Genomic DNA, 24,775 nt, shown 5'->3' on the forward strand with positions numbered 1-24,775 from the left:
CAAGGAGATCTCCGCCGGGTGAGGGCCCTCACGCCCAGGCGAAGTCGTCGTCGCGGACGTGCTCCACGACCCGCTCGTAGGCGTGCGTGCCGCCGGGCCAGTTCGAGGTGATCCGGCCGGTCTCGGGGTGCCGGTACCAGCTCGTGCAGGACGCCCACGCCGAGTGGGCGAGCTCGTGCTGCACGCGGTCGTCCCAGCGCTGCTCGGCCTCGGGCCGCGCCTCCACCCGGCTCGCGCCGCGGTCACGCGCCCGGTCGAGGACCGCGCGGACGTGACGGGCCTGCGCCTCGAGCATCGTGATGATCGAGCCGCCGCCGAGGTTCGTGTTCGGTCCGTAGGCCAGGAAGAGGTTCGGGAAGCCCGGCACGTGGATGCCGAGGTGGGCGCGGGCGCCGCCCGACCAGACCTCGTGCAGGTCGCCGCCCGGGCCGGTGACCTCGATGCCGCGCAGGAACTCCTGCGTGTCGAAGCCGGTGGCGAAGCAGATCGCGTCGACCGCGTGCCACGTGCCGTCGGCGGTGCGGACGGCGTCGGGGCGGACCTCGGTCATCTCGTGCGGGACGAGGCGGACGTGCTCGCGCGTGAGCGCCGGGTAGTAGTCGTTGGAGAACAGGATCCGCTTGCAGCCGACCTGGTGCCGCGGCGTGAGGTCGCGGCGCAGCCCGGGGTCGCGCACCTGCACGCGCCGGTGGGTGGAGGCGATCCGGTCGATCAGCCGCGCCACCGCCGAGGACGGGTCGAGCCCGCGCGAGAACTGCTGGGTGATCCAGTCGATCGGACGACGCTCCCGCGCGGCGAGGTCGCGGTACCAGGCCGGGTACGCGCCGTCGAGCTTCGGCAGCACGTGCTGGGCGGACCTCTGCAGCACGACGAGCTCGCTCGCGACCTCGGCCAGTCGGGGCACCAGCTGGATCGCCGAGGCGCCGGTGCCGACGACGGCGACGCGCCGGCCTGCGAGGTCGACGGAGGCATCCCACGAGCCCGCGTGCAGCACGGGGCCGGCGAACGACTCCCAGCCCGCGACGTCGGGCGCGCTCGGCTCGGACAGCTGACCGACGGCGCTGACGAGGACGTCGACCGACTCGGTCGTGCCGTCGCCGAACGTGACCTCCCATCGGTCGTCGTGCCACCGCGCGGCCACGACGCGGACGCCGAACCGGCACCGCGGCGTGATGCCGTAGCGGCCGGCGACCCGGTGCAGGTACGCCAGGATCTCCGTCTGCGTGGGATAGCGGCGGGTCCAGCGGTCGCTCGGTGCGAAGGAGAAGGAGTAGAGCGGGGCGGGCACGTCGCAGCCCGAGCCGGGGTAGGTGTTGTCGCGCCACACGCCGCCCAGGTCGTCGGCTCGCTCCCACAGCCGCACGTCGTCGTAGCCGTGGGTGAGCAGCTCGACGGCGGTCGCGATGCCGCCGAAGCCGGTGCCGATGATCCCGATCGACGTCATGGAGCGACGACCTTCAGCACCGCGGCGCACACGTCGGCGTGGACGTCCTCGCGGGAGAGGGTGCCGTGCTCGAGCCACTCCCGGCACAGCGCCTTGACGTAGGCGGCGACGGGACGCAGTCGCGCGCGCAGGACCGGGTCGTCGGCCAGTGCGAGGGCGTCGAGGACGAGCCGGGCGGCCCGGTCGTCGGCCTCGTCGACGATCGCCTGGACGTCGGAGGGGCCGTGCAGGTTCGCCGCCCCCGATGCCGCGACCCACGCCTGTCCGTAGGTGCCCGCGGCGTCGAGGATCCAGTCGATCGTGCGGCTCACCCGCTCGGCCAGTGGCAGGTCGGAGAGGTCGGGCAGCGCGGCCTCCGGCATCATCACCGACTCGCGCATGACGGCCAGGAACACGGCGCGCCTGCTGCCGAAGTAGTGGTGCACGAGGCCGCGGGTCACGCCGGCCGAGCGCGCCAGCTCGGTGGTCGAGACCTGGTCGTAGGGACGCTCGGCGTAGAGGATCGCGGCGGCGTCGAGGATCGATCGGCGCCGGGAGTCGGGGGCGAGCCGGGTGCGGGCCGTGGGGGTCGGCATGGGATCAGTGTCCACGCTATTGACGGCCCGTCAATACCCTCCGCGTGACCGCGAGTGGCGCAGGAACGCCCGCCACTCGGCGAGTGGCGGGCCGTTCCGCGCCACTCGCCGAAGGGCGGGAGTGGCGGACGTGGTCAGTCGAGGGTGAGGCCCTCGGCCGGGGTGACCCGGGCGCCGCGGCGGGCCGGCAGCGTGGAGGCCGCCAGACCGGCCAGCGCCGCCACGACCAGCACGACACCGAGCTGGATCCACGGGATGACGAGGCCGCCCGACCCCAACACCGGCACCACGATGGTCTCGACCCCGAACCACGCGTAGGTCACGCCCAGCACGGTGCCCAGCAGCGCCGCCACGACCGACAGCAGCATGCCCTCGGCGGCCAGCATCCGGCGCAGGCCGCGGCGGGTGAGGCCGAGCGCACGCATCAGGGCGTGCTCGCGCGAGCGCTCGAGGATCGACAGGCCCACGGTGTTCGCGATGCCGACGAGCGCGATGAGGATGCCCACGCCGAGCAGGCCCAGCACCGCCCACACCAGCACGTCGAGCTGCTGCGCGACCCACTGCTGGTCCTCCAGGTTGTTGTCGACCTGCACGTCGCCTCCGCGGGTGAGGGCGCCGAGGGTGCCACCGAGCTCCTCGGCGTCGGCGCCGTCGTCCGCCAGGACCCACAGCACGCGAGGCTCCGCGTCCGTCGTCAGCTGCGCCAGGACCGCGGGGGGCACGATCGCGGCGCGACCCCACTTCGACCCGACGAGCTGCGTCGCCAGGGTGACCTCGCCCTCGCGGGTGCGCAGGGTGAGCTCGTCGGGGATGCCCTCGGCGAAGTCCTGCGCCACCACGGTCGGCAGGAGGATCTCGTCGTCGGCCACGCGGGTGGCCTCGCGGTCGCGGGTGACCTCTCGGTCGTCGGCCGAGGGGGCGATGATCGTGAGCCGGCCGGCGCTCGAGGCGACCTCGGCCCCGTCCACGGCACGGACCTCGTCGACGCCGTCGACCTGGCCCACCGAGCGCACCGCGTCGACCGGGAGGGTCCCGCTCAGCGCGATGTCCACCGGGTACTCGCCGTCCATCTCGGCCGTGACCGCCTGGCGGGCGCTCGCCATGCCCGAGAGGATCGCCGTCGCGAGGGTGACGCCGACGAGCAGCGACGCCGTGGTGGCGGCGCTGCGTCGTGGGTTCCGCACGGCGTTCGCCGACGCGACGCGCAGCGGGCCGCCCGTGCGGCCGACCCGGCCGAGCAGGCGCAGCAGCGCGGGCACGATCAGCGGTCCGAGCAGCAGCACGCCGACGAAGGAGGTCATGCCGCCGAGGATGAGCGGCACCATGTTGCCCGACGCGATCGCCAGGGCCAGGGCGGCGCAGCCGGCCGCCACGGCGACGAGGCCCAGCGCGATCCGGACGCGCCCCGCAGCGGTGCGCGCGGTGACCTCACCCGAGGGCCGCAGGGCCGCAAGCGGGCTGACGCGCACGACCGAGCGGGTGGGCCACCAGGCGGCGACGACCGTGGCCAGCACGCCGCCGATGAAGGCGGCGCCCAGCCAGACGGGGGAGTGCGAGACCGGACCGAACGCCGCCTCACCGGCCCACGCGCGGATCACCCAGCCCAGCCCGCGGCCCAGGACGACACCGGTCACCACGCCGGCGACACCGCCGGCGAGGGCCAGGACGAAGGCCTCCACCCGCACCGACCGCAGCACCTGCCGGCCGGTCGCGCCGACGCAGCGCAGCAGGGCGAAGTCGCGACTGCGCTGGGCGAACAGGATCGTGAAGGTGTTCGCGATGACGAGCACGGCGACGAAGCCGGCGACCGCCGCGAAGAGCAGCAGCAGGTACGACAGCACGTCGACGCCCTGGTTGAGCATGACGATGCGGGCGGCCACGTACTCGTCGCGGGTCTGCACGGTCGAGTCGACCGCGGCGGTCAGCGCCTCGGTCGCGCCCGCCACGTCGCCGTCGCGCACGTCGTACGCGACCGCATCGGGGATGGCCATGCCGAGACCCGCCATCGCGGGCCACGTGATGTCGACGTCCGCGTCGAGGTAGGAGGAGGCCCGCGTGAGGCCGACGATGGCGACGTCGGTCGCGTCGTTCCCGACACCGACCGTGAGGAGGTCGCCGATCTTCAGGTCGTGCGTCTTCGCGGTGTCCTCGGCGACGAGCGCCTCGCCGTCGCCGGTCGGGGCGCGACCCCGGGCGACGTCCTGCGAGCGCAGGTCGGGCTCGGTGGACACGGTGCCGACCTGGACGTCGTCGCCCAGCGAGCCGTCCGGCCCGGCGACGGTGGTCCAGAGGGAGGCGATCACGGTCGCGCGGTCGCCGCGCCGCTCCGCGACCTCGAGCGCCTTCGCGGGGTCGGCCTCGGCGACGCCGTACTCCTCGCCGACGACGAGGTCGGCCGCCGGGTAGGCGGCCTCGACGCTGGCGGCGACGCCGCTGCGCGCGCCCGAGCCGATCGCGTCGATGACCACGACGAACGCCACCGCGATCGACACGGCCACGAGCGCCGAGACGTAGCGGCGCGTGTGGGTGCGCAGCGAGGCGAGCAGGACCGTCCTCATCGGGCACCGCCCTCGAGGGCGCGCGCGATGGCGTCGCGCGTCGGCGTGACCAGGTGGGCGCGGACGCGTCCGTCGGCCAGCACGACCACGTCGTCGGCGTACGCCGCGGCGTCGAGCTCGTGCGTGACCATGACGACCGTGTGGCCGAGCTCGATCACGCTGCGGCGCAGGTAGGCCAGCACCTCGGACGACGCCGTGCTGTCGAGGTTGCCGGTGGGCTCGTCGGCGAACACGACGTCGGCGTCCGCGGCGAGGGCCCGGGCGATCGCGACGCGCTGCTGCTGACCGCCGGACAGCTCTCCGGGACGGTGGTCCAGCCGGTCGCGCAGCCCGAGCACGTCGATGACCTGATCGATGCGCTCGGCCGTGCCGGGCTCGAGGCGGCGGCCGGCCAGCTCGAACGGCAGCATGATGTTCTGCCGCGCGGTCAGCATCGGCAGCAGGTTGAACGCCTGGAACACGAAGCCGAGGTGGTCGCGGCGGAAGTGGGTGAGCCGGTCGTCGTCGAGGGTCGTCAGCTCGGTGCCCGCGATCGAGACGGTGCCCTCGGTGGGGCGGTCGAGGCCGGCGAGGCAGTGCATCAGCGTCGACTTGCCCGAGCCGGACGGGCCCATGATCGCGGTGAAGCGGCCGGGCGGGAGGTCGAGGTCGACCGAGCGCAGCGCGTGCACGGTGGTGTCGCCGTGGCCGTAGGTCTTGGTGAGGCCGCGAACGGAGGCGGCGGGCAGGACGCCGCGCTGCGACGCGGTGCCGGAGAAGGAGGTCGAAGTCATGCCCCGACGCTATTTTTCGCAGGCCCTCCCGGTCGTCGCCTCAGGGGCGGATCTTCGGCGTCCGCCCACGGTATGACGGGAGACCCCGCACGGTCAGTCGACGAGGCCGGCCTCGAAGGCCAGCAGCACGAGGTGCACGCGGTCGCGCGAGCCCGTCTTGGCCAGCAGCCGGCTCACGTGCGTCTTCACGGTGGCCTCCGAGACGACGAGCTCGGCCGCGATCTCGGGGTTGCTGAGGCCGCGCGCGATGAGGCCGAGGACCTCACGCTCGCGCTCGGTGACCGACTCCAGGCGCCGGTCGGCGGCGGCACCGGACGCACGAGGCGCGGTGGGTGCGGCGAGGAAGTGGTCGAGCAGGCGGCGGGTGGTGGAGGGTGCCACCACGGCGTCGCCGGCGTGCACGGCGCGGATCGCGGCCAGCAGGTCGGGTGGCGCGGCGTCCTTCAGCAGGAACGCCGAGGCGCCCGCCCGGAGCGCCGCGAACGCGTACTCGTCGAGGTCGAACGTGGTGAGCACGATGACGCGTGGACCCTCGTCGCCGGGCGCGAGCCGCCGCGTGGCCTCGACGCCGTCGAGCCGCGGCATGCGCACGTCCATGAGCACGACGTCGGCCTCGACCTCGGCCAGCAGCCGCAGCGCCTCCTCGCCGTCGCCGGCCTCGCCCACGACCGTGAGGTCGTCCTGGCTGTCCACGAGCATCCGGAAGCCCGCGCGCACCATCTGCTGGTCGTCCACGAGGGCGACGCGGATCGGGGCGGTCACGTGGGGATCCTCGCACGCACGGCCCATCCGCCACCGGGCGCGGGCCCGACCTCGAGGGTGCCGTCGTGGACCTCCACGCGCTCGCGCATGCCGAGCAGGCCGAGACCGCCGGTGCCGTCGTTCGCCCCGCCGCGGCCGTCGTCGACCACCTCGACGTCGAGGCCGTCCGCGCCGGCCGCGAGCCGCACCGTGGCCCGCGCCTGTGGGCCCGCGTGCTTGCGGACGTTGGTGAGCGACTCCTGCACGAGCCGGTAGGCCGTGAGGGCGACGCCGTCGGGCACCTGCGGCATCGGATCGGGCACGTGGAGGTCGACCCGGTCGTCGGCGGTGACGAGCGACGGGATGTCCTCCAGGCGCGGCTGCGGGGCGAGCGCGGGGTCCTCGGTGCCGCGCAGCAGGCCGAGCAGGCGACGCATCTCGGTGAGGGCGTCGCGACCCACCGACGCCACCGTGCCCAGCGTCTGCACCGCCACCTGCGGGTCCTTCTGCGCCGCGTACCGCGCACCGTCGGCCTGCACGATCACCACGGAGAGTCCGTGCGCGACGACGTCGTGCATCTCGCGCGCGATCCGCGTGCGCTCCTCGGCGGCGGCCAGCACGGCGCGCTGCTCGGCCTCCGCGGCGAGCTGGCGGCCCTGCGCCACGAGGTTGGCCTCGTAGGCCCGGCGGATGCGCGCCTGGCTGCCGAGCGCCCACGCGGCCAGCACGATCGCGGTGATGAGGAAGAAGTACGGCGACAGGTCGCGCAGACCCATGTCGTAGTCGATGTAGTCCAGGCCCGGGGGATAGGCGGCGAACTGGGCGGAGGTCCACACCCACGAGGCCACCGCGGCGCCGCAGAGCCCCACGAGCAGGCCGATGCGTCCCGCCGTCGCCGACCCGAACCGGGCGAGCGAGTACAGCGCGACCGGGAAGGCCACCTGACCCCAGACGGGCAGGTCGTAGGTCCCCGCCTGCAGCACGCTCGCACCGGCGACCGCGACGAACACGGTCACGGGACGGCTGCGCCGCCAGTACAGCGGGATCGTCTGGAGCAGGGACAGACCGAGCGCCCATGCGTTCTGGCCGGTCGCGAGCACGCTCATCGGGAAGGACGCCAGGACGAGCGCCGAGGCCAGCGCGACGTCGAACAGGCGGGTCGCGCGCGGACCCAGGCGCCACGGTCGCCCGGGCGCGGGCGCGATCTCGTCCATGAGGCAGAGCCTAGGCGCGTGGTGTGATCCATTCGTCAGACCAGGGTCTGGTCTTGCGGGCCCCGGGGGGAATGCCGGGGCCTTGAACGAAGTTGATAACGTATGACTCAAGTCTTTTGACCCACAGTCTTCAAGGCAGAGCTCACCAGACAGATCATCTGCGAATCCAGGAGGAACCATGGCCCGTGCAGTCGGCATCGACCTCGGCACGACGAACTCCGTCGTGGCCGTGCTCGAAGGTGGAGAGCCCACCGTCATCGCGAACGCCGAAGGCGCTCGCACCACCCCGTCCGTCGTCGCGTTCGCGAAGGACGGTGAGGTCCTGACCGGCGAGGTCGCCAAGCGTCAGGGCGTCACGAACGTCGACCGCACCATCCGCTCGGTCAAGCGCCACATGGGCACGGACTGGTCGGTGGAGATCGACGGCAAGACGTTCAACCCCCAGCAGATCAGCGCGTTCGTGCTGCAGAAGCTCAAGCGCGACGCCGAGGCCTACCTGGGCGAGCCGGTCACCGACGCGGTCATCACCGTGCCGGCGTACTTCAACGACCACCAGCGCCAGGCCACGAAGGAGGCCGGCGAGATCGCGGGCCTCAACGTCAGCCGCATCATCAACGAGCCCACCGCGGCCGCGCTCGCGTACGGCCTCGACAAGGGCGACGACCAGACGATCCTCGTCTTCGACCTCGGCGGCGGCACGTTCGACGTGTCCCTGCTGGAGATCGGCGACGGCGTCATCGAGGTGAAGGCGACCAGCGGTGACAACCACCTCGGCGGCGACGACTGGGACAACGCGGTCGTCGACTGGCTCGTCAACAAGTTCAAGGCGTCCACCGGCGTCGACCTGACCAAGGACAAGATGGCGATGCCGCGCATCCGCGAGGCCGCCGAGCGCGCGAAGATCGAGCTCTCCAGCTCGTCCTCGACGTCGATCAACCTGCCCTACATCACGGTCGTCGACGGCAACCCCGTCTTCCTCGACGAGACGCTGACCCGCGCCGAGTTCGAGAAGATCACCGCCGACCTGCTCGAGCGCACCAAGAAGCCGTTCCAGAACGTGATCAAGGACGCCGGCGTCACGGTGAACGACATCGACCACGTCGTGCTCGTGGGTGGCTCCACCCGCATGCCGGCCGTGTCCGAGCTCGTGAAGACCCTCACCGGTGGCAAGGAGCCCAACAAGGGCGTCAACCCCGACGAGGTCGTCGCGATCGGCGCGAGCCTCCAGGCCGGCGTGCTCAAGGGCGAGGTCAAGGACGTCCTGCTGCTCGACGTGACCCCGCTGTCGCTGGGCATCGAGACCAAGGGCGGCGTGATGACCAAGCTCATCGAGCGCAACACCACGATCCCGACCAAGCGGTCCGAGGTCTTCACCACGGCCGACGACAACCAGCCGTCCGTGGCGATCCAGGTCTACCAGGGCGAGCGCGAGATGGCCGCCGGCAACCAGCTGCTGGCCACGTTCGAGCTCACCGGCCTGCCGCCGGCGCCGCGTGGCGTGCCGCAGATCGAGGTCACCTTCGACATCGACGCCAACGGCATCGTGAACGTCTCGGCGAAGGACCGCGGCACCGGCAAGGAGCAGTCGATGACGATCACCGGCGGCTCCGCGCTGTCGAAGGACGACATCGACAAGATGGTCAAGGACGCCGAGCAGTACGCCGAGGAGGACCGCAAGCGCCGCGAGTCGGTCGAGGTCCGCAACCAGGCCGAGACGCTGGTCCACTCGACCGAGAAGTTCCTGGCCGAGAACGGCGACAAGGTCGGCGACGACGTGAAGACCGAGGTCCAGGCCGACGTCGACGCGCTGAAGTCCGCCCTCGAGGGCGACGACACCGACGCCATCCAGGCCGCCGTCACGAAGCTGGGCACCTCCAGCTCGAAGATGGGCGAGGCCATGTACGCCGCCGCGGCGGCCGAGGCGGGCGCCGAGGGTGCCCCCGCGGGCGATGCGCCGGCCGACGACGAGGACGTCGTCGAGGCCGAGATCGTCGACGACGAGGGTGAGCAGAAGTGACCGAGCAGCCGTTCGACGAGGCGACCTCCCCTGAAGGGGAGGCGCCCGTCGGCGGCGCCGAGACGGAGCCGGCCGCCGAGACGCAGCCCGCTCCCGACGCCGTCGCCGACCTCGAGGCGAAGGTCGCCGAGCTCACGAACGACCTCCAGCGCAAGCAGGCAGAGTTCATCAACTACAAGCGCCGTGTCGAGGACGACCGCGTCCGCGCGGTCGAGACCGGCAAGCAGAAGGTCCTGGCCGAGCTGCTGACCGTGCTCGACGACCTCGGTCGCGCCGAGGAGCACGGCGAGCTGACGGGCGGCTTCAAGGCCGTCGCCGACCAGCTGCGTGGTGCCCTGGGCAAGTTCGACCTCGAGTCGTTCGGGGCGGTCGGCGAGCCGTTCGACCCGAACCTGCACGAGGCCGTCTTCCACGCGGGCGAGGACCCCGAGGTCGAGGTGCAGAGCATCGCGCAGGTCATGCGCACCGGCTACCGCGTCGGCGACCGCGTCCTGCGGCCCGCCGTGGTGGGGGTCGTCGACCCGGGTGCCGCCGCGGCGGCCACCGAGCAGCCGACCACCGAGGACTGAACGAGAGCACGACGAGGGAGGAGGGGTGAATGAGCGCACCGACTGACTGGGCGTCGAAGGACTTCTACGCGGTCCTGGGCGTCAAGAAGGATGCCTCGGCCGACGAGATCAAGAAGGCGTACCGCAAGCTGGCGCGGGACCACCACCCCGACTCCAACCCCGGCAACGCCCAGGCCGAGGAGCGCTTCAAGGCGATCTCGGAGGCGTACGGGGTCGTCGGGAACGCCGAGAAGCGCAAGCAGTACGACGAGCAGCGCTCGCTGTTCGGGCAGTTCAAGGGTGGCTTCCCGCCGCCCGGGGGCGGCTCGTACGGCGGGGGCGTCGACTTCGACCTCGGCGACATCCTGGGCGGCATCTTCGGCGGCGGCGGGGCTCGCGGCGGACGGCGCCGTCAGGCGCAGCCGCGCCGGGGCGACGACCTCGAGACCGAGGCCACGATCACCTTCCGCCAGGCGGTGGAGGGCGCCACGATCCCGCTGCGGCTCACCAGCGACGAGCCCTGCTCGATGTGCCACGGCACCGGGGCCAAGCCCGGAACCGTGCCGAAGGTGTGCGGCAACTGCCAGGGCAGCGGCATGCAGACCAGCGCCTCGGGTGGCGTGTTCGCGATGACCGAGCCGTGCCGCCAGTGCCGCGGTCGCGGGCTCATCGTGGAGCACCCGTGCGAGGTGTGCGCGGGCTCGGGCCGCGCGCCGTCGAGCCGCACGATCAACGTCAAGGTGCCCGCGGGCGTCAAGGACGGCCAGCGGATCAAGATCCGCGGCAAGGGCGCGAAGGGCGACACCGGCGCACCCGCCGGCGACCTCTTCCTCGTGGTCCACGTCGAGGGTGACGAGCGCTTCGGGCGCAAGGGCGACGACCTCACGGTCACGGTGCCGCTGTCGTTCGACGACGCGGTGCTCGGCGGCGAGGTCAGCGCTCCCACGATCGACGGTCCACCGGTCAAGCTCAAGGTGCCCGCCGGCACCCCCAACGGCCGCACGTTCCGGGCGCGCGGCAAGGGCGGCACCCGCCGCGACGGCACCCGCGGCGACCTGCTCGTCACCGTCGAGGTGCAGGTGCCGCACGAGCCGTCGGCCGACGAGCTGGCCGCGATCGAGGCCTACCGTGCCGCAAGGATCGGGAGTACCTCATGAATGAATTCGTCCCGCCGGGACCGGAGGCCAAGGTCTTCGTCATCAGCATCGCCGCGGAGCTGTCGGGCCTGCACCCGCAGACCCTGCGCACGTACGACCGGATCGGCCTCGTCGAGGCCGGTCGCACGTCCGGCGGCGGCCGTCGCTACTCGCTGCGCGACATCGAGCTGCTACGGATGGTGGCCCAGCTGACCGCCGAGGGCCTCGGGCTCGAGGGCGTGAAGCGCGTCATCGCGCTGGAGAACCAGGTGACCGCGCTGCAGGCGAAGGTCGCCGAGCTGCAGGCCGAGCTGGCCCAGGCGCGCGCCCCACAGAACCTCCCCGCGCTCTACGGCGACCGCCAGGTCACCGTCTGGCGCCGCCAGCGCTGACCCCGCCACCTCCGCCCTGCCCCGCCGACCCGCGACCCCGGTGTGCGCCACTCGCCGAGGCGGGGCCGCCACGCCGCCCCTAGGCTCGAGCGCATGCGCGCGAAGAGCCCGTGGCGGCGGATCCTGTTCACCCCGGTCCCGTGGCTGCTCGTGGTCGCCGTGGCCGTCGTGCAGTGGATCGTCATCGATGACGTGGCCGCCGACGTCGACGGCGACAGTCCGCTGGGCTACCTGCTGATGTTCGGCTCGGTCATCCCCGTGTCGTGGGCCGTGCTGGAGACGATGTGGGTGCGGTTCGACGGGCCGCGTCCCCTCGTCGCGCTCGGCCGGACGCTCGTCCTGCCGCTCATCATGGGCCCGGTGGTGGGTCTGACCGCCGTCCTCGTCCGGTACCGGCCCGGCGTCGAGGACACGATCGAGGCGGTTCGCCGCCCCGACGGCTGGCACTACTGGTTCGATGCATCGCGCGGTGGTGGCGGCATCTGGTCGGACGCCGCGCTGGTCGTCCTGGCCAACACCTTCATGCCGATGCTGGCGGGCCTCGGACTCGTCGTGTTCGTGGTCCTGCCGTGGTTCGCGTTCTTCCGCCCGGCGGAGTTCGTCGAGGCGAACATGATGGACACGAGCCCCGCGCACGCGGCCGCGAACGCCGCCGGCGCCCGGGTGCTGTCGGTGATCCTCATGCTGACGTTCGCCGTGCCCACCGCGATCGTGTGGCTGTCGAACGAGGGGCGCACCGGCCTGGGCTGGGTGCTCGGCATCACGATGGTCGTGGTGGGCATCGCGCTCACGCGGTTCGTGCTCAGCCGCCAGGTGCCCGACCACGTGCGCCGCGCCGACCTGCCGCAGTGGGCCAAGGGGATCCAGACCGTCCGGCACGAGGCCGAGCAGGAGCGACGGGCCGAGGGCCGCGACCCGTCCTGAGACGCCTCAGTCGTCGGTGCGCTCCTCGCGCTCCTTGCGGTCCTGCTGCTTGCGGTACTCGCCCCACGCGAGGCTGCACGCCACGAGCAGGGAGATGATCACGCCCCACGGCAGGTCGGCCAGCCAGTCGGGCGTGACGCGGCCGAGCCAGAAGAACGGGTTGAGGTACCGCAGCCAGCTCGGGAACGAGAACTCGAAGCCGACCTCGGGCAGGTTCACGTCCGGCGCGTCGGGCAGCCACGACCAGTCGATCGCCGGAACGAGGCGGCCGAGCAGGGCCGACACGAGGGCGCCGATGCCGAGCAGTCCGACGACGCTGAACACGACGTGCCGGGCCGCCCAGGCCTTCGGGTGGGCCTCGCGCAGGTCGTGCAGGCGGCGGGCGCGGGTGCCCTCCGGTGGCACGAACGGCACGGTGACGGGCAGGTCGCCGTGGCCGGACTCCACCAGCACGACCTTCGACAGCGTCGCGCCGACCCCTCGCTCGGCCTTGACCTTCTGGTGGCGGCCGGCGATCCGGTCGAGCTCGAACTCGTGGTCGCCGAGCCGTCCGACCGTGGCCTCGTCGACCTCGACGCCGTCGAGCGACAGGACGAGGCCGCCGTCCCCGTCGTCGCGCACGGCGAGGTCGCGTCCGCGGTCGCGCAGGGTCCAGGTGGCCATGACGGCACGCTAACCGGGCGACGAAGACGGCCGCCTCGGCCGATCGGCCAGTCCGGGCAGCCGGTCGGCCATGCCGGTCTCACGTGGCAGTCGTCGGCGCGCGCGATGTCGGTGCCGACGTCTACGGTCGGGACATGGACACGATTCGGGGGATCGTCCCGCCCTACCTTCTTCGCCACATCGCCGGCCTCGAGGACGACCGCTACGCCACGGCGGCCCAGGCGGCCCAGGCGGCACTCGCCGAGCGTCCCGAGCACGGCGGGCACGCACACCCGTCGGCCCGGCCGCCGGCCACCACCGTGCCGCTGCGCCGCACGGTGCACGACGCGCGGAACGGCACCGAGCTGCCGGGCGAGGTCGTGCGCGACGAGGGCGACCCGCCGACGGGCGACGTCGCGGCCGACGAGGCCTACGACGGCTTCGGCGCCACCGACGACCTGCTCCGCGCGGTCTACGCACGGCAGTCGATCGACGACGCCGGACTGCCGATGCTGGGCACCGTGCACTACGGCAGGGCGTACGACAACGCCTTCTGGGACGGCTCGCAGATGGTGTTCGGCGACGGCGACGGCGAGATCTTCGGCCGCTTCACCGCGTCGCTCTCGGTGATCGGCCACGAGCTCGCGCACGGTCTCGTCGAGTACACCGTCGGTCTGGTCTACCGCGACCAGTCCGGCGCCCTCAACGAGTCCGTCGCCGACGTCTTCGGCGCGCTCGTCGAGCAGCGCGCCGCGGGCCAGACCGCCGACGAGGCCTCGTGGCTCATCGGCGAGGGCCTGTTCACCGACGCCGTCGAGGGTCGCGCGCTGCGCTCGATGAGCGCGCCGGGCACGGCCTACGACGACGACGTCCTCGGCAAGGACCCGCAGCCCGCCCACATGGACGACTTCGTCGAGACCCGGCAGGACAACGGCGGCGTCCACCTGAACTCGGGCATCCCCAACAAGGCGTTCCACCTCGTGGCCACCGGGCTCGGCGGCCACGCCTGGGAGGTGGCCGGCCGGATCTGGTACGAGACGCTGCTGGGTGACCTCTCGCCGCGCGCCACGTTCGAGGAGTTCGCGCGTGCCACGGTCGCGGTCGCCGAGAACCACGACGCGGCTGACGTGGTGCGCGGCGCGTGGCAGTCTGTGGGGGTATGGACGGAATCGACCAGCCCCTCCTCGTCGTCCGGGTGACCCGCACCGGCGGCCTCGCCGGCCTGCGCCGGCAGTGGGAGGTCGAGGCCACCAGCGAGGACGAGGCCCAGGTCTGGTGGCCGCTGGTCGAGGCGTGCCCGTGGGACGCCACTCCGGACGACGGCCACCCCGACGGATTCGTCTACGAGGTCCGGGCCAACGATCGCGAGGCGACCCTGCCCGAGCGGCAGGTCGACGGCCCGTGGCGCGACCTCGTCGACGCGGTCGTCCACCACACGCGCTGAGCGCCGCGCACCACCACCGGACTGGCTAGGCTGGACGCGGGCAACGGCGCCCCACGACATCCGTCAGCCGAGGGGAGCCCCGTGACCGACTCCGAGTTCGACGCCATCGCCCGTTCCAAGGACGACTCACTGCGCCACGACGTGCGCCGCGTGGGCGACCTGCTGGGCCAGACCCTGCGCCGCCTCGAGGGCGAGCACCTCTTCGAGCAGGTCGAGCTGGTCCGCGCGCAGGGCAAGATCATCGAGGACTCCGACGACGCCGACGAGCGGCACGAGGCCGCCACCCGGATCCGCGCCCTGCTGTCCGACCTCGACGCCGCCACGGTGGGCAAGCTCGTGCGGGCGTTCAGCGTCTACTTCAATCTCGCCAACGTGGCCGAGCAGGTCGCGCGCGTGCGCGGGATCGAGTCGCGGCCCGACGACGGCGGCTGGCTCGCCCGCGCGATCGAGGACATCGTCGCCGAGCAGGGCGTCGACGCGCTGCGCGAGGGCATCGAGCGGATCGACGTGCGCGCGATCTTCACCGCGCACCCCACCGAGGTCAGCCGCCGCACGGTGCTGACCAAGCTGCGTCGCATCGCCGACATCCTGCTCGACTCCGCCGAGCCGGGCACGCGTCGACGCACCGCGCAGGACCGCGACCTGGCGCAGCTGATCGACCTCATCTGGCAGACCGACGCCGTCCGCCGCACGCGGCCCACGCCCGTGGACGAGGCGCGGCACCTCGTGTTCTTCCTCCAGCAGATCCTCGAGGAGGCGCTGCCCGACATCGGCACCGACCTCGCCGACCGGCTGGCTGAGCACGACATCGTCCTCGATCCCGCGCACCGTCCTCTGTCGTTCGGCACGTGGATCGGTGGCGACCGCGACGGCAACCCCAACGTGACCCCGCAGGTCACGCTCGACATCCTGCGGCTGCAGAACCGCATCGCCACGCGCATCGTCGACACCAACCTCGACCTGCTGATCCGCGAGCTGTCGTCGTCCGACGAGCTCGTCGAGGTCAGCGCCGAGCTGACGAAGTCGCTGCAGGCCGACCTCACGGCCCTGCCCGACCTCGACCCGCGACTGCTGCTCGTGAACGCCCACGAGCCCTACCGGCTCAAGCTGTCGTGCGTGAAGCTCAAGGTCGCGAACTCGGCGGCGCGCGTCGCCGACGGCACGCCCCACGTGCCCGGACGCGACTATGCCAACCGCGACGAGCTGCTGGCCGACCTGCGCGTCGTCGACGCGTCGCTGCGCGCGAACGGCGGCGAGCTCATCGCCGACCGCATGCTGGCGCGCGCGATCCGCGCGATCTCCTCGGTGGGGCTGCACCTGGCCACGATGGACATCCGTGAGCACGCCGAGGCCCACCACCACGCGCTCGGCATCCTGTACGACCGCCTCGACGAGTCGGAGACGCCCTACGCCGAGCTCGACCGCGACGAGCGTTTCGCGCTGCTGTCGCGCGAGCTGGGCCGACTACGGCCGCTGTCGGCCGATCCGCCCGCCCTCGACGAGTGGGGCGCGCGCACGTACGGGGTCTTCACCGCGGTGCGCGAGCTGAAGGAGACCTTCGGCGAGGACGTCATCGAGTCCTACATCGTGTCGATGACGCTCGGCGGGGATGACCTCCTCGCGCCGGTCGTGCTGGCCCGCCAGGCCGGCCTGGTCGACCTCGTCGGCAGCGACGAGACGCCGCCCTTCGCGCGGCTCGGCTTCGTCCCGCTGCTGGAGACGGTCGACGAGATCCGTCGCGCCGGCGACGTCCTCGACGAGCTGCTGTCCGACGACCACTACCGCTCGCTCGTGCGGTTGCGCGACGACACGCAGGAGGTCATGCTCGGCTACTCGGACTCGAACAAGGCCGGTGGCATCACCACCTCGCAGTGGGAGCTGCACCGCGCCCAGCGCGCGCTGCGCGACGTGGCGCAGAAGCACGGTGTCACGCTGCGGCTGTTCCACGGCCGTGGCGGCACCGTCGGCCGTGGCGGCGGACCCACCTACGACGCGATCCTCGCCCAGCCGTACGGCGTGCTCACCGGCGACATCAAGTTCACCGAGCAGGGCGAGGTCATCAGCGACAAGTACTCGCTGCCGCGCCTCGGCCACGAGAACCTCGAGCTGTCGTTCGCGGCCGTGCTCGAGGCGTCCACCCTGCACCTGCAGGCCCGCACGCCCGCCGAGTCGATGCAGCAGTGGGACGACACGATGACGCAGGTCAGCGACGCGGCCTACGAGTCCTACCGCAAGCTGATCGACGCGCCGGGGCTGTTCGAGTACTTCCTGGCCTCGACCCCGGTCGACCAGCTCGGCGACCTCAACATCGGCTCGCGCCCGTCGCGCCGGCCCGAGACGGGCGGCGGCATCGACGGCCTCCGGGCGATCCCGTGGGTGTTCGGCTGGACCCAGAGCCGCCAGATCGTGCCGGGCTGGTTCGGCGTCGGCAGCGGCCTGCGCGCCGCGCGGCTCGCCGGCCAGGCCGACGTGCTCGGCGAGATGCTCGAGAAGTGGCACTTCTTCCGCACGTTCATCTCGAACGTGGAGATGACGCTGGCCAAGACCGACCTCGACGTCGCGGGGCACTACGTGGACACCCTCGTCCCGGCGGACCTGCGACCGATCTTCGACCGCATCCGCGCCGAGCACGCGGTCACCGTGGAGGAGGTGCTGCGCGTCACCGGCGAGCGGCACGTGCTCGACGACCAGCCCGCGCTGCGCCGCACGCTGGAGGTGCGCGACGCGTACCTCCAGCCGATCTCGTTCGCCCAGGTCGACCTGCTGGCCCGCTACCGCGAGGACCCCGACGCCGTCGACGAGGACATGCGCGCCGCGCTGCTGCAGACCGTGAACGGCATCGCCAACGGCCTGCGCAACACCGGCTGACCCGGGGATCGAGATCGGTCAGTTGACGAGGCGGTCGCGGCCCTCCCAGTACTGGGCGCGGAGCTTGAACTTCTGCAGCTTGCCGGTGGCGGTGCGGGCGAGCTCCTCGCGGAACTCGACGCGCTTGGGCACCTTGTAGCCGGCGAGGCGCTCGCGGGCGTGGGCGCGCAGGTCCTCCTCCGTGACGTCGCCCTCGACCACGACGAGGGCCAGCACGAGCTCGCCCCACTTGTCGTCGGGGACGCCGATGACGGCGACCTCGCGCACGGCCGGGTGCGACGCGAGCACGTCCTCGACCTCGATCGAGGAGACGTTCTCACCGCCGGACACGATGACGTCCTTCTTGCGGTCGGCGATCGTGACGTAGCCGTCCTCGTAGACGCCGCCGTCGCCGGTGTGGAACCAGCCGTCGGCCAGCGCGTCCTGGGTGGCGTCCGGGTTCTCCCAGTACGACTCGAGCACCGTGTTGCTGCGGGCGAGGATCTCGCCCTTGTCGTCGACCATGATCCGGGTGCCGAGCGTGGGCGCCCCGGCACGGGCGAGCAGGCGCGCCTGCTCCTCGCCCTCGAGGTCGTCCCACTCCTCGCGCATGCGGCTCATCGTCAGCAGCGGCGAGGTCTCGGTGAGCCCGTAGATCTGGATGAACTCCCAGCCCAGCTCCTCGCGGACGCGCTGGATCGTGCGGGTCGGCGGGGGAGCGCCGGCCACGATGCAGCGCACCCGGTCGCGGCCGGTCTCGCCGGTCCAGTCGGGCAGCGCGTCGAGGACCGCGTTCAGCACCGCCGGCGCGCAGGCCAGCACGGTGACGCCGTGCTCCTCGATCCGTCGGAGGATCTCGGTGCCGTCGATCTGGCGGATCACGACCTGCTTCGCGCCCACGCCGGTGGCGGAGTAGAGCAGGCCCCAGCCGTCGCAGTGGAACATCGGCAGCGTGTGCAGGTAGACGTCGCGGTCGGTCAGCGTGGCGTGCCAGCCGAACGTGGTGGCGTTGACCCAGCGCGCGCGGTGCGTCTGCTGCACGCCCTTCGGCCGGGCCGTCGTGCCCGAGGTGTAGTTGATCGTGGCGGTCGCGTTCTCGTCCGGCTCCCACTCGGCCGGCTCGGCCTTCGACGCCCAGATCCGGTCGTCGTCGCGGCCCAGCACGAACACGTGCTTGGCCGACGCGCACGCGTCGGCGAGGTGCTCCAGCTCGGGATCGAGCATGACGACCTCGGCGCCGGAGTGCTCGACGATGTACTGCACCTCGGCCGGTGCGAGCCGGAAGTTCACGGGCACGAAGATGCGACCCCAGTTGGCCACGCCGTAGAAGGAGGCGAGCAGGCGCGCCGCGTTGTGCGACACCATCGCCACGCGCGCGCCCTGCGCGATCCCGAGCTCGTCGAGCGTGGCCGCCTGGCTGCGCGCCTTCGCGTAGAGCTGCGCGTAGGTCAGCTCGCCCCACGAGTCCGCCACCTGGCTCGGCTCGTCGACCACGGCGACGCGGTCGGGGTAGACGGTGCGGGCGCGGTCGAGGAAGTCGCGCAGGGTCAGCGGGACGATCATGAGGCCTCCGGCGGGTCGAACGGTGCGTGTGGGTCACGTCACGCTGCCATTGTGGCGACTCCCGCTCGCCTCGTGCACCTCGGGCACGGACCGATCGACCAGCGGTCGGGCCCTCCCGGCGAACGGCATACTGGCCGGATGCACGTGCTCGACGGTGGACTGTCCAACGCCCTGGAGGACCGGGGGAACGACCTGTCCGGGGGCGAGTGGACCGCGCGGGTGCTGCGCACGTCGCCCGACGAGATCGTCGCGGTGCACCGCGCCTACTTCGAGGCCGGGGCCGACGTGGCGACCTCCGCCAGCTACCAGGCGAGCGACCCCGGCCTCATCCGGCTGAGCGTCGAGCTGGCCCGTGAGGCCGCCGGCGACGTCGAGGGCCGCCTGGTCGCCGGTTCGCTGGGTCCGTTCGGGGCGCTGCGCGCCGACGGGTCGGAGTACCGCGGTCGCTACGGACTCACCGCGCGGGAGTTGGAGGAGGTGCACCGGCCGCGCCTCGAGGCCCTCCTGGCCGCCGGACCAGATGTGATCGCCGTCGAGACGATCCCCGACACCGACGAGGCCGAAGTGCTGGCACGGCTGCTCGCGGAGTACGACCACGCGGCGTGGTTCTCCTACTCGATCGTCGGTGATCGCACGTGCGCCGGCCAGCGGCTCGACGCCGCGTTCGCGATCCCGGCAGCCGTGGACAGCGTGGTGGCCGTCGGCGTGAACTGCTGTGCACCCGCCGACGTCGGCCCTGCGCTGCGGGCCGCCGCGGCCACGGGCAAGCCGGGCGTCGTCTACCCCAACGCGGGCGAGGTCTGGGACGCCGAGGCGCAGCAGTGGGTCGGCACCAGCACGTACGACGTCGGTCTGGTGCCCGCGTGGGTCGAGGCCGGAGCCGCGTGGGTCGGCGGCTGCTGCCGGGTGGGTCCCGAGGCGGTCTCGCGCGTCGCCGGGATCATGGGTGCCCTCGGCTGACGCGACGAGCGCTTGGATAGCCTCGCTCGGGTGAGCTGGGAAGAGATGTTCAAGGGCGACTTCGCCGCCGACGACGTGCGGGCCTACGGCGAGCTGGTCGAGCACCTGCACGCCGTCCAGAACGCGCTCGCCTCCATGCCGATGGACCGCGAGGCGATCGACGGTCTCGCCGCCGACCTCGCCGGCTGGCGCGAGCGGCTCGAACCGCTCACCACCGACGAGCAGCACCAGGTCAACGGGCGCGTCGCCGAGCTGCCCGTGCGCGGGCACGCGATGCTGCCCGAGCTCCTCGTCACCTCGCGCACGCGCGACCGCGTGGAGGGCACGGTGCGGTTCGGCCGCTGGTTCATGGGCGGCGGCATGGCCGTGCACGGCGGTGCCGTGACGCTGCTGTTCGACGAGGTGCTCGGCATCCTCGCGTCGCTGGCCGCCGGTGGCATCACCCGCACGGCCTACCTCAACACCAGCTACCGCGCCCTGACGCCGATCGACACCGAGCTCGAGGCGATCGCGTGGATCGACCGCGTCGAGGGCCGCAAGTGGTTCGTGCGCGGCGAGCTGCGCCACGGCGACGTCGTGTGCGCCGAGGCCGAGGGCCTCTTCCTGCGCCTGCTTCCCGAGCAGGGGCTCGGGAAGCGCACGACGGACTGACCGCGGCTCAGGGGTAGGGGTAGAAGCCCTGGCCCGACTTCTTGCCGAGCAGGCCCGCGTCGACCATGCGGTCGAGCAGCGGCGGCGGCGAGTAGAGGGGCTCCTTGAACTCCTCGTACATCGACTCGCCGATCGCCTTGATGGTGTCCAGTCCGATGAGGTCGCTCAACGCGAGCGGCCCCATCGGGTGGCCGCAGCCCAGCACCATGCCGTTGTCGATGTCCTTCGCCGAGGCGTACCCGGCCTCGTACATCCGGATCGCCGACAGCAGGTACGGCACGAGCAGCGAGTTCACGATGAAGCCCGCGCGGTCGGTCGCGTCGATCGGCTGCTTGCCGAGCGTCTCGGAGACGTAGCCGCGCATGCGGTCGAGGGTCTGCTCCGAGGTGGTGAGCGACGGGATGAGCTCGACGAGCTTCATGACGGGCGCGGGGTTGAAGAAGTGCACGCCCATGACCCGGTCGGCGCGACCCGAGGCGGCGCCGAGCTTCACGATCGGGATCGACGACGTGTTGGACGCCAGGATCGCGTCCGGGTCCTGCAGGATCTGGCCGATCCGCGTGAACAGGTCGAGCTTGACCGACTCCTTCTCGCTCGCCGCCTCGACCACGAGCTGGCGGTCGGCCAGCGCGTCCAGGTCGGTGGTGACGTGGATGGCGTCGAGCGCGGCGTCACGGTCGGTCTCCGAGAGCTTGCCGCGGTCGACGGCGCGCTGCAGGGACGACTCGATGCGACCGTGCGCGGCGGTGGCCGCGTCCTCGGTCACCTCGACGACGACGACCGACAGGCCGGCGCGGGCGTTGACCTCCGCGATGCCGGACCCCATGAGGCCGCCTCCGACGACTCCGATGCGTTCGATGGACACTCGACCTCCTGAAAGATGATGGATTCCTCAGCTTCGATCGTACCGGCCGCCGGGGTGCGCCTCCGCGGGCGCATGGGGCCCGCGTGATGGGATGGACCCATGCGTGCGTGGGTCTCGGTGGTGCTCCTCCTGGCGGTGGCCGGCTGCGGTGCGAGCGACGGCTCCGCCGCCCCGAAGACCGACGCCACGTCGACCGCTCCGGGCCAGGTCGGGACCGAGGCCACGGGCACGGTCGACCCGCTCGCGATCACCACGTTCACGTGCCGCCAGAACGCCAAGGGGCGCTGGAAGGTGCAGGGCACGCTCAAGAACACCGGCAAGCAGGTGCGCGACTACCGCGTCACCGCGTTCATCGGCCAGCAGACCGGACCGGCGCGCGTGGTGGAGCTCGACCGGGTCAAGGCCGGCGCCACGGTGCCGTTCGCGATCGACCCGATCGTGGCCGCGCCCGACGGCCCGTGCCGCCTCCAGGCGACGATCGCGCTCTAGCCCGCGCGGAGCCCCCCGACCTTTTGCCGGGTCTTAACCAAAAAGACATGCTTCGGCAGGTCTCTTGGGTGATTCTCAGGGTTACGGTGTGGCGACCCGTGTTCCCTGCGACAAAGGACCAAGATCTTGAAGTCCCGACGTTCCCTCTCGGTCGTCGCGATCGGAGCGCTGCTCAGTGCGCCGATCGTGGTGGCCCCGTCGGCGAGTGCCGCCGACCCGGTCGACATCACCTTTATCGACATCAACGACTTCCACGGCCGCATCGACGCGAACACCGCCAAGTTCGCCACGACCGTGGAGAGCATCCGAGACACGGAGGGCGCCGCCAACACGCTCTTCCTGTCCGTCGGTGACAACATCGGTGCCTCACCGTTCGCCTCGGCCACCCAGCAGGACGCGCCCACGATCGACGTGCTGAACGCGCTCGACCTCGACGTGTCCGCGGTGGGCAACCACGAGTTCGACCGCGGCTTCGCCGATCTCGCGGGTCGGGTCACCGATCGGGCCGACTTCCCGTACCTCGGCGCGAACGTCAGGCTCAAGTCCGACGGCTCGGCCGCGCTGCCCGCCTCCGAGACGTTCGAGCGCGCCGGCCTGAAGGTCGCCGTCATCGGCGCTGTCACGCAGGAGACCCCCACGCTGGTGACCCCCTCGGGCATCTCGGACCTCGAGTTCACCGACCCCGTCGCAGCGGTCAACACCGAGGTCGACCGTCTCGAGGCGCTGCCCGAGGCCGATCGTCCCGACGTCATCGTCGCGGCGTACCACGAGGGAGCCGGCGCGGGCACGCCCGACGGCTCGTCGCTGGCCGAGGAGGTCGCCCACGGCGGCGCCTTCGCCGACATCGTGAACGGCACCGACGCCTCGGTGGACGCGATCTTCACCGGCCACACGCACAAGGTCTACGCCTGGGACGCCCCGGTGCCCGGCGCGGCCGGCAAGACGCGCCCGGTCCTGCAGACCGGCAGCTACGGCGACAACATCGGCAAGGTCACCCTGTCGGTCGATCCCGACACCGGCGACGTCGCCGCGCACACCGTGGAGAACGTCGCGCGGGCCGCGACCGCCAACCTGGCGTCGCCGCGCGTCGCCCAGGTCCAGCAGATCGTCGACAGCGCGCTCGCGTACGCCGCCACGATCGGCAACGAGAAGGTCGCCGACATCTCGGCCGACATCACCACGGCCTACACCGGCGGCAGCTACGTCAACGGCGTCTACACGCCGTCGAACCCGGCCGCCCCGAAGACGGGCCGCGACGACCGCGCCAGCGAGTCGACGATCGGCAACCTGGTCCCCGACGCGATGCTCGAGCAGTCCAAGAGCACGCCGGCGCCCGCCGACCTGGCCCTCAACAACCCCGGTGGCCTGCGCGACGAGCTGTTCTACGCCGGCAACACCACCACCGGCGGCCCGAACAACACCGACGGCTCGGTGACGTTCGCCGAGGCCAACGCGGTCCTGCCGTTCACCAACAACCTCTACACGGTCACCCTCACGGGCGCCTCGCTGAAGAAGGTCTTCGAGCAGCAGTGGCAGCGTGACGCGAACGGCAACGTGCCGAGCCGTCCTTACCAGCAGCTGGGCGTGTCGGACAACGTCCGCTACACGTACGACGCCACCCGCGACGAGGGCGATCGCGTCACCAGCATCTGGATCGACGACCAGCTGATCGACCCGGCGAAGTCCTACAAGGTCATCGTCCCGTCCTTCCTGGGCACCGGTGGCGACAACTTCCGCGCCTTCAAGGAGGGCACGTGGGTCGACACCGGCGTCGTCGACTACGAGGGCTGGATCGACTACCTCGGCGACAACTCCCCGGTCGCGCCCGACTTCGGTCGCCGCTCGGTCGCCGTCACGGGTCTCGCGGACTCCTACGAGGTCGGCGACAGCGCCTCGTTCTCGCTGCCGAAGCTGAACCTCACGTCGCTGGGCAGCCCGGCGAACACCTCGGTCAGCGCGGTCCTCGAGTACGGCGACGACCAGTCGCTCGACCTCGGCACCCAGGCGGTCACGAACGGCGCCTCCGGCACGTTCACGTTCACGGTCCCGGCCGGCGCGATCGAGGGCGGCACGATCCGCGCGACGGCGGCGCCCAGCGGCACCGTCGCCACGATCCCGCTGTCGGTCGAGAAGGCCGCGTCCACGACGACCGCCACGGCCCCGGCCCAGGTCACCAAGGGCGACGTCTTCGACGTCTCGGTCGAGGTCGCCGCGGCGGCCGGTGTCGACGTCGACGGTCCGGTCCGGATCCTCGAGGGCGACCACATCGTCGGTGCCGGCACCGTCACCGACGGCGAGGGCACCGTGGACGTCCACGCCGCCGACCTGCGACTCGGCCAGCGCACGCTGACCGTCTCGTTCGACGGCTCCTCCACCGTGGCCCCGTCCGAGGGCACCGTCTCGGTCGAGGTCATCAAGGGCGAGACGCCGTTCACCGCGAAGGGCTCGACCACGCCGTACGGCACCGGCGCGACCATCACGATGTCGGCCGCCCCCGGCACCACCGGCATCGTCTACGTCGCCAACCAGCTGGGCATGCAGGTCGGCACCGCCTTCCTCTCCGACGGCAAGGGCACGTTCCGCTTCGGCGGCACCGCGCTCAAGCCGGGCTCGCACACCTACGGCCTGTTCTTCAACGGCAGCGCCTCGTACGAGCCGGCCGACGCCACGGTGACGGTCAAGGTCACGAAGGCGAACACCTCGGTGCGCGCCGTCGTCGCGAAGAAGGTCTCGGCCAAGAACGCGGTCCTGAAGGCGCGCGTCTCGGGCCAGGGCTTCACCCCGACCGGCACGGTCGTGGTCAAGCGCGGCACGAAGGTCGTGGGCAAGGCGCAGGTGAAGAACGGCGTGGCCCGCGTGAAGCTGTCGAAGCTCCCGCGCGGCAAGGCCACGCTGCGGGTCTTCTACAAGGGCAGCTCCGTCGCGAACGCGTCCAAGACCTCCGTGAAGACCACGGTCGTCAAGTAGTGAACCGAGCCGGGGCGGCCTGTGT

21 protein-coding genes are annotated in these 24,775 nt (G+C 72.1%); 12 read left to right on the plus strand and 9 right to left on the minus strand.

The annotated features are described in order from the left end of the window. Positions 1–28: 28 nt before the first annotated feature. From ACGWYL_RS07385 to ACGWYL_RS07410, 6 genes are all read right to left on the minus strand, one after another. Positions 29–1,444, minus strand: coding sequence for an NAD(P)/FAD-dependent oxidoreductase (locus ACGWYL_RS07385; protein WP_179426810.1), 1,416 nt, complete (start codon positions 1,442–1,444; stop codon positions 29–31). Further along, positions 1,441–2,019: a TetR/AcrR family transcriptional regulator gene (locus tag ACGWYL_RS07390; protein ID WP_179426808.1), complete on the minus strand. Its 579-nt coding sequence runs from the start codon at positions 2,017–2,019 to the stop codon at positions 1,441–1,443. The genes ACGWYL_RS07385 and ACGWYL_RS07390 overlap by 4 nt, the downstream gene beginning before the upstream one ends. 134 nt (positions 2,020–2,153) lie before the next feature. Next, the gene (locus ACGWYL_RS07395) at positions 2,154–4,577 is read right to left on the minus strand and encodes an ABC transporter permease (protein WP_179426806.1); all 2,424 of its coding nucleotides are present in this window, start codon (positions 4,575–4,577) and stop codon (positions 2,154–2,156) included. Then, positions 4,574–5,350: an ABC transporter ATP-binding protein gene (locus ACGWYL_RS07400; protein ID WP_179426804.1), complete on the minus strand. Its 777-nt coding sequence runs from the start codon at positions 5,348–5,350 to the stop codon at positions 4,574–4,576. Before ACGWYL_RS07400 ends, ACGWYL_RS07395 begins: the two co-directional genes overlap by 4 nt. Positions 5,351–5,443: 93 nt before the next feature. Further along, positions 5,444–6,112, minus strand: a complete 669-nt coding sequence (locus ACGWYL_RS07405) for a response regulator (RefSeq protein ID WP_395486830.1) — start codon at positions 6,110–6,112, stop codon at positions 5,444–5,446. Continuing rightward, positions 6,109–7,305: a sensor histidine kinase gene (locus ACGWYL_RS07410; protein ID WP_395486831.1), complete on the minus strand. Its 1,197-nt coding sequence runs from the start codon at positions 7,303–7,305 to the stop codon at positions 6,109–6,111. Before ACGWYL_RS07410 ends, ACGWYL_RS07405 begins: the two co-directional genes overlap by 4 nt. Positions 7,306–7,483: 178 nt before the next feature. On the opposite strand from ACGWYL_RS07410, the gene dnaK reads away from it, so the two are divergent. The 5 genes from dnaK to ACGWYL_RS07435 all read left to right on the plus strand — a co-directional run bounded on the left by dnaK (position 7,484) and on the right by ACGWYL_RS07435 (position 12,322). Next, positions 7,484–9,322 (plus strand): molecular chaperone DnaK, encoded by a 1,839-nt coding sequence (dnaK, locus tag ACGWYL_RS07415; protein WP_395486832.1) that lies wholly within the window; start codon positions 7,484–7,486, stop codon positions 9,320–9,322. Beyond that, on the plus strand, positions 9,319–9,891 hold the full coding sequence (locus ACGWYL_RS07420; protein WP_269305048.1) for a nucleotide exchange factor GrpE: 573 nt from the start codon (positions 9,319–9,321) through the stop codon (positions 9,889–9,891). The genes dnaK and ACGWYL_RS07420 overlap by 4 nt, the downstream gene beginning before the upstream one ends. A gap of 29 nt (positions 9,892–9,920) precedes the next feature. Then, positions 9,921–11,027: a molecular chaperone DnaJ gene (gene dnaJ / locus ACGWYL_RS07425; protein ID WP_179426787.1), complete on the plus strand. Its 1,107-nt coding sequence runs from the start codon at positions 9,921–9,923 to the stop codon at positions 11,025–11,027. Continuing rightward, positions 11,024–11,398 (plus strand): heat shock protein transcriptional repressor HspR, encoded by a 375-nt coding sequence (locus tag ACGWYL_RS07430; RefSeq protein ID WP_179426785.1) that lies wholly within the window; start codon positions 11,024–11,026, stop codon positions 11,396–11,398. The genes dnaJ and ACGWYL_RS07430 overlap by 4 nt, the downstream gene beginning before the upstream one ends. 93 nt (positions 11,399–11,491) lie before the next feature. Further along, entirely contained in the window at positions 11,492–12,322 is an 831-nt protein-coding gene (locus ACGWYL_RS07435) for a hypothetical protein (RefSeq protein WP_395486833.1), read from the plus strand. Positions 12,323–12,328: 6 nt separating this feature from the next. Here ACGWYL_RS07435 and ACGWYL_RS07440 read toward each other — a convergent pair whose 3' ends face one another. Next, positions 12,329–12,985, minus strand: coding sequence for a hypothetical protein (locus ACGWYL_RS07440; protein WP_395486834.1), 657 nt, complete (start codon positions 12,983–12,985; stop codon positions 12,329–12,331). 134 nt (positions 12,986–13,119) lie between these two features. On the opposite strand from ACGWYL_RS07440, the gene ACGWYL_RS07445 reads away from it, so the two are divergent. From ACGWYL_RS07445 to ppc, 3 genes are all read left to right on the plus strand, one after another. After that, positions 13,120–14,163 carry a M4 family metallopeptidase gene (locus tag ACGWYL_RS07445; RefSeq protein WP_395486835.1) on the plus strand — a complete coding sequence of 348 codons (1,044 nt, stop codon included), beginning with the start codon at positions 13,120–13,122 and terminating at the stop codon, positions 14,161–14,163. Then, positions 14,124–14,408, plus strand: coding sequence for a protealysin inhibitor emfourin (locus ACGWYL_RS07450; protein WP_269305058.1), 285 nt, complete (start codon positions 14,124–14,126; stop codon positions 14,406–14,408). Before ACGWYL_RS07445 ends, ACGWYL_RS07450 begins: the two co-directional genes overlap by 40 nt. An 81-nt stretch (positions 14,409–14,489) precedes the next feature. Next, positions 14,490–17,276: a phosphoenolpyruvate carboxylase gene (gene ppc, locus ACGWYL_RS07455; protein ID WP_395486836.1), complete on the plus strand. Its 2,787-nt coding sequence runs from the start codon at positions 14,490–14,492 to the stop codon at positions 17,274–17,276. A gap of 18 nt (positions 17,277–17,294) precedes the next feature. Here ppc and ACGWYL_RS07460 read toward each other — a convergent pair whose 3' ends face one another. Then, positions 17,295–18,818 (minus strand): AMP-binding protein, encoded by a 1,524-nt coding sequence (locus tag ACGWYL_RS07460; protein WP_395486837.1) that lies wholly within the window; start codon positions 18,816–18,818, stop codon positions 17,295–17,297. Between the two features lie 138 nt (positions 18,819–18,956). On the opposite strand from ACGWYL_RS07460, the gene mmuM reads away from it, so the two are divergent. Then, entirely contained in the window at positions 18,957–19,778 is an 822-nt protein-coding gene (gene mmuM, locus ACGWYL_RS07465) for a homocysteine S-methyltransferase (protein WP_395486838.1), read from the plus strand. A gap of 30 nt (positions 19,779–19,808) precedes the next feature. Further along, complete coding sequence (locus ACGWYL_RS07470) at positions 19,809–20,429, plus strand: PaaI family thioesterase (protein WP_395486839.1); 621 nt, start codon at positions 19,809–19,811, stop codon at positions 20,427–20,429. Positions 20,430–20,436: 7 nt separating this feature from the next. On the opposite strand, the gene ACGWYL_RS07475 is transcribed toward ACGWYL_RS07470, so the two are convergent. Then, complete coding sequence (locus ACGWYL_RS07475) at positions 20,437–21,288, minus strand: 3-hydroxybutyryl-CoA dehydrogenase (protein ID WP_395487240.1); 852 nt, start codon at positions 21,286–21,288, stop codon at positions 20,437–20,439. A gap of 105 nt (positions 21,289–21,393) precedes the next feature. Between ACGWYL_RS07475 and ACGWYL_RS07480 the strand changes: the two genes are divergently transcribed. Further along, a complete protein-coding gene (locus tag ACGWYL_RS07480; RefSeq protein ID WP_395486840.1) occupies positions 21,394–21,783 on the plus strand; it encodes a hypothetical protein in 390 nt (129 codons plus the stop codon). Positions 21,784–21,909: 126 nt separating this feature from the next. Next, a complete protein-coding gene (locus ACGWYL_RS07485) occupies positions 21,910–24,750 on the plus strand; it encodes a bifunctional metallophosphatase/5'-nucleotidase (protein WP_395486841.1) in 2,841 nt (946 codons plus the stop codon). Positions 24,751–24,775: the final 25 nt, after the last annotated feature.

The organism is Aeromicrobium sp. JJY06, assembly GCF_044069275.1.
Taxonomy (GTDB): domain Bacteria; phylum Actinomycetota; class Actinomycetes; order Propionibacteriales; family Nocardioidaceae; genus Aeromicrobium; species Aeromicrobium tamlense.